This window comes from Billgrantia sp. Q4P2 (genome assembly GCF_052806135.1).
In genome coordinates this window covers 1-4,967 of sequence record NZ_JBRBAI010000027.1, presented here as the reverse complement: position 1 = coordinate 4,967, position 4,967 = coordinate 1, and the positions used below count along the sequence as shown (strand labels likewise).

5 protein-coding genes are annotated in these 4,967 nt (G+C 57.8%); all 5 read left to right on the top strand.

Annotated features, from left to right (window positions below):
• On the top strand, positions 1 to 2,151 hold a 2,151-nt coding region (locus tag ACUY1T_RS21900; RefSeq protein ID WP_446025682.1), incomplete at its 5' end, for a DUF637 domain-containing protein.
• Positions 2,144 to 2,452: a DUF7716 domain-containing protein gene (locus tag ACUY1T_RS21895; RefSeq protein ID WP_446025681.1), complete on the top strand. Its 309-nt coding sequence runs from the start codon at positions 2,144 to 2,146 to the stop codon at positions 2,450 to 2,452. The genes ACUY1T_RS21900 and ACUY1T_RS21895, both read left to right, overlap by 8 nt.
• Positions 2,453 to 2,664: 212 nt before the next feature.
• On the top strand, positions 2,665 to 3,840 hold the full coding sequence (locus ACUY1T_RS21890; protein WP_446025680.1) for a DNA/RNA non-specific endonuclease: 1,176 nt from the start codon (positions 2,665 to 2,667) through the stop codon (positions 3,838 to 3,840).
• Complete coding sequence (locus tag ACUY1T_RS21885) at positions 3,837 to 4,352, top strand: SMI1/KNR4 family protein (RefSeq protein WP_446025679.1); 516 nt, start codon at positions 3,837 to 3,839, stop codon at positions 4,350 to 4,352. The genes ACUY1T_RS21890 and ACUY1T_RS21885 overlap by 4 nt, the downstream gene beginning before the upstream one ends.
• 18 nt (positions 4,353 to 4,370) lie before the next feature.
• On the top strand, positions 4,371 to 4,859 hold the full coding sequence (locus tag ACUY1T_RS21880) for a hypothetical protein (protein WP_446025678.1): 489 nt from the start codon (positions 4,371 to 4,373) through the stop codon (positions 4,857 to 4,859).
• Positions 4,860 to 4,967 lie beyond the last annotated feature (108 nt).

Genomic DNA, 4,967 nt, shown 5'->3' with positions numbered 1-4,967 from the left:
ACCGCCCAGCAGCACGACTACTCGCTTTACGAGAAAAAGAGCAGCGGCGGCCTGCTCGGCGGCAGCCGCACCCAGCGCGACGAAGTCAGCAAGACCCGCGCCATCGGCAGCGAAGTGAGCACCGGCGGCGACCTGCTGATCGCCAGCGGGCAAGACCAGACCTATCGGGCGGCACGGCTGGATTCCGGCGGCGACATTGAACTGCAAAGCGGCGGCACCATCCGCTTCGAAACCGCCAGCGACGTGCACACCGAATCCCACGAGCGCAGCAAGAGCAGCTTCGCCTGGCAGTCGTCCTCCGGCGAAGGCTTCACCCGCGAAACGCTGCGGCAGAGCGAACTGGTGGCCCAGGGCGAGCTCATCATCCAGGCCGCCGACGGCATCCAGATCGACGTGGAGAAGATCGACCGCCGCAGCGTTACCCGCACCATCGACGCCATGGTCGCGGCCAACCCCGACCTCGCCTGGCTGCAGGAGATGGAACAGCGTGGCGACGTCGACTGGCGCCGGGTCAAGGCCTTCCACGACAGCTGGGATTACGAGCAATCCGGGCTTGGAGCAGGCGCGGCACTGGTGGTGGCCATCGTTGCCGCCGCCTGGGCCGGCCCGGCTGCCTCCGGCTTACTGGGGCTGGCCGAAGCTGGCGTAGCCGCCAGCATGGTCAGCGCGGGCGCCGGTTCACTGGCCGGCACCGGCGCGGTCAGCCTGGTCAACAACCGCGGTGACCTGGGTACCGCCCTCGGCGATACCTTCTCCAGCGACAGCCTGCGTGGCGCTGCCACCGCCGCCCTCAGTGCCGGCATGACTTCACGCGTCGATAACGTATGGGGTGGATTGACCAATACTTCCACTAACACCACTTCGGGGCTGGACCTGCGCAGCATAGGTGGCATCGGCCGCTTCGCCGGCCATCGTGTCACACACGGGATCGCCAACGCCGGTCTGCAAACCGCCATCAACGGCGGCAGCTTCGAGCGTAACCTTGATGCCGCGCTACAAGGCGCCGTGCACCATGTCGCCAGCGGCGTCCTGTTCAACGCCGTGGGCGACTTCAGTCACAATCGCTTCGCTAACGGCAGCCCCGAGAAGATCGCCCTGCACGCCCTGGCCGGAGGATTGACCGCCGAAGCCATGGGTGGCGATTTCCGCACCGGGGCAATGGCCGCCGGGGCCAATGAAGCCTTGGTGGAGTACCTGGATAGCCAGTTGGGCAGTGATCCCCAAACGCGGACCCACTTCTTGACCACCGCCTCGCAGCTGGTGGGTATCGTCGCCGCCGAGCTGGTCAACGGCGACGTGCACCAGGGAGCCGAGATCGCTGCGCAGGCAACACGGTATAACTACCTGCGGCACGATCAGCTGGCCATGGCGCGCGCCGAGCTGGCGGATTGTAATGGCGAGTCTCATTGCATGGAGGAAGTAGTAGAGCGCTACCAAGACCTCAGCCAAGAGCAGCACAAAGCCGCCGTCGAAGCTTGTAGCACCGACCTGGCGGCCTGTCAGGAGCACTCGCTCGCCGCGGCGAACGGCGAATACGCCCGATACGGGGACGATTCCCTTTGGGATCTGCCCACCGAGGCACTCCCCTACATGCAAGCCTTGTTCGATGAGAACATTGGCGTGCAGAATCAGTTCGGAGAGGCGACCATTGCCCGAAGCTTGATGGAGGGCGCGGGGCTCGCACCGAGTGTAGCGGCAGGGTTGGCTGCGGCCCCATGGGCGGTCAATAAAAAAACTTCAAGGACAAGCTTTGAAAGTTCGAATGGAGCTATTGTACGCCCGCTAAATAGCTCTTTTTATTCAAACGCATACGAAATTCAGCTTCCAGGCACAGCCTACCCTGGTGTCTCAAGGCAGCGTCATAACCAGTTATCAAATCAAGCTCTTCATGAAGCATTCCAGGCTGACCCTGGCTTCGCGTCGCGAATGGAAGGCCTATATCCAGGTATCGTAAAAGGTGTTAGCCCAGGTCCACGAGGTGCTTTTTCTAGATCAGCACCGACACCTGATGTAACGTGGCACCATAGCGATACACCGGGCCAGATGCAGCTTATCCCGCGTGATCAGCACACAGCGCCAGGCCCTGTTCAGGAAACTTTGCATCCTAGCGGCTCTGGCGGCTATTTCAACTGGGGAGTAAGACATGACTGAAACTTTGGGAAATATTCTTGCTAACCTGGATGCATATTCTTGGAATGACTGGGTGTATTTGAGTGATGTTGAAAATGCGAATATTGACTCAGTCTCTCTTGTGATTAATCCTGATGAGGCGGAGTTGTCTGAGGACGAATTTACGCCTTTGCTTGCGGAAAAACATGCCATGGAAGAGTTTTTATCCGTACAAGATTTAAAGTCTGTGCGCGACAATTTGATTTTCCAAAAACCGACGGCAGGACTAGAGGATTTATGTGCTGCTTCTTTATATTATTACAAGAATGATGCGTTCATTTGATTGTAGAGTGAAGGTGTTTACTTGACACAGACCCGCAAAGGCTTGCCAAGCCAAGCACAACCTGCCCCTAAACCACCCCACCAAAAAAAGCGGCGGCCGAAGTCGCCGCCTTGGTAGCCCTGCCGGGCTCCGTGCAACTGAGTCGTCATGACTTGCCTGCGCCGCGGCCAGTTTCTGCTCTTTGCTCATGAGCCCACCGAGAAGACGAAGGCGTGCTGTTCAACGCCGTGGGCGACTTCAGCCACAACCGCTTCGCTAACGGCAGCCCCGAGAAGATCGCCCTGCACGCCCTGGCCGGTGGCCTGGCCGCCGAAGCCATGGGCGGCGACTTCCGCACCGGCGCGATGGCCGCCGGGGCCAATGAAGCCCTGGTGGAGTACCTGGATAGCCAACTGGGCAGCGACCCCGAAACGCGAACCCACTTCTTGACCACCGCCTCGCAACTGGTGGGTATCGTCGCCGCCGAGCTGGTCAACGGCGACGTGCACCAGGGAGCCGAGATCGCTGCGCAGGCAACACGGTATAACTACCTGCGGCACGATCAGCTGGCCATGGCGCGCGCCGAGCTGGCGGATTGTAATGGCGAGTCTCATTGCATGGAGGAAGTAGTAGAGCGCTACCAAGACCTCAGCCAAGAGCAGCACAAAGCCGCCGTCGAAGCTTGTAGCACCGACCTGGCGGCCTGTCAGGAGCACTCGCTCGCCGCGGCGAACGGCGAATACGCCCGCTACGGGGACGACACGCTTTGGGATCTGCCCTCTGTAGCCCTGCCCTACATGCAAGCCTTGTTCGATGAGAACATTGGCGTGCAGAATCAGTTCGGTGAGGCGACCATCGCCCGAAGCTTGATGGAGGGGGCGGGGCTCGCACCGAGTGTAGCGGCAGGGTTGGCTGCGGCCCCATGGGGGGTTAACAAAAAGACAAACTTTAATTTCCCATTGGCGCGGCCACAAGCTAATGCTCAGAGTAACGTGATTCTTGGGGCATTAGATCACCTTGGGCGCCCTACTGGTGTAACTGCTACAATTACTCGCGATATGATCAAGACGGGAGGGCCTGCAAATCCTTCAATTCGACCTCCGGGATTTGAGGGCGGTGCAAATAACCATTCCCGTGGTCATTTGTTGGCAAATGTTCTTGGAGGTTCAGGAAATGATGCTAGAAATCTTGTTACACTTTTTCAAAGAAATACAAATTCACCCAATATGCGTTACTTTGAAGCTCAGGTTAGAAATGCTGTTGAAAGCGGTCAAGCTGTTAATTTTAGAGCCGTTCCAGTTTACACAGGAGGCGAGCTGGTTCCGACGGGCGTTACACTAACAGCTCGTGGTTCAGGTGGCTTTGATTTGAGTGTTTCAGTTCCTAACATTGATGGGGTTTCGAGATGAGCATTGAACGGATAAAAAAAATAATGCCAGTGCCAGATCGTGCGGTGGAAGCTGGGGGGCATGATTGGGCATCTCTATCTTCCGAGTTGAAAAAAGACTTTCCTAAGGATTACAAAGAATTTGTTTCTTTGTACGGCACTGGCTCCATTGGGGAATTTCTTTGGATTATTAATCCTTTCTCAATCAATCCGAATCTTAATCTGGAGAAAGTGTTTTATTTTCTTTATGCTTACCAGTCCTTGCGGCAAGATTTTCCTGATTTGTACCCGCGAAAAAAGGAGAGCTTTTGGCCATGGGGGTTTACGGATAATGGTGATTGCTTGTTTTGGTTGTTGGATGGTGGCTCGCCTGACAAATGGCAGGTTGGTATTCAAGCTTCAGATCCTTCGTCTGAGGAAATGACTAATATGACGACATCGGAATTTTTAGAAGCGCTCGTTGAAAAGCGTTTTTCGTCTGTGATCTTTCCAGCTGAATTTTTAGTCGAAGATAAAGAGTTTTTTTCTATTTAATAGCTGTCGCATACCCATATGAAGGCCGCCGACGGCGATATCGCTCTGCAAAGCGGCGGCAGCATCCGCTTCGAAACCGCCAGCGACGTACACACCGAATCCCACGAGCGCAGCAAGAGCAGCTTCGCCTGGCAATCGTCCTCCGGCGAAGGCTTCACCCGTGAAACGCTGCGCCAGAGCGAACTGGTGGCCCAGGGCGAACTCATCATCCAGGCCGCCGAAGGCCTTCGCATCGACGTGGAGAAGATCGACCGGCGCAGCGTCAGCCAGACCATCGACGCCATGGTCGCCGCCAACCCCGACCTCGCCTGGCTGCAGGAGATGGAGCAGCGCGGCGACGTCGACTGGCGCCGGGTCAAGGCCTTCCACGACAGCTGGGACTACGAACAATCCGGGCTTGGAGCAGGCGCGGCGCTGGTGGTGGCCATCGTCGTGACCTACTTCACCGCCGGCGCCGCCAGTGGCCTGGTGGCCAGTGGCGCCTCGGCGGCGGGAGCCTCGACCTGAAGTGACCCCCTCCAGAGCTGCACAGGCTATAGTGCATCCATCAGGAGGACGAAATGAGCAACGAACCCACCGTCAAACGCTGGACCGCCAAGCGCAAAGCCGCTGTGG

Excerpts from the sequence above, each read along its gene's own strand:
- ACUY1T_RS21895 (WP_446025681.1), top strand. The coding sequence starts at position 2,144 with ATGACTGAAACTTTGGGAAATATTCTTGCTAACCTGGATGCATATTCT.
- ACUY1T_RS21885 (WP_446025679.1), top strand. The coding sequence starts at position 3,837 with ATGAGCATTGAACGGATAAAAAAAATAATGCCAGTGCCAGATCGTGCG.
- ACUY1T_RS21880 (WP_446025678.1), top strand. The coding sequence starts at position 4,371 with ATGAAGGCCGCCGACGGCGATATCGCTCTGCAAAGCGGCGGCAGCATC.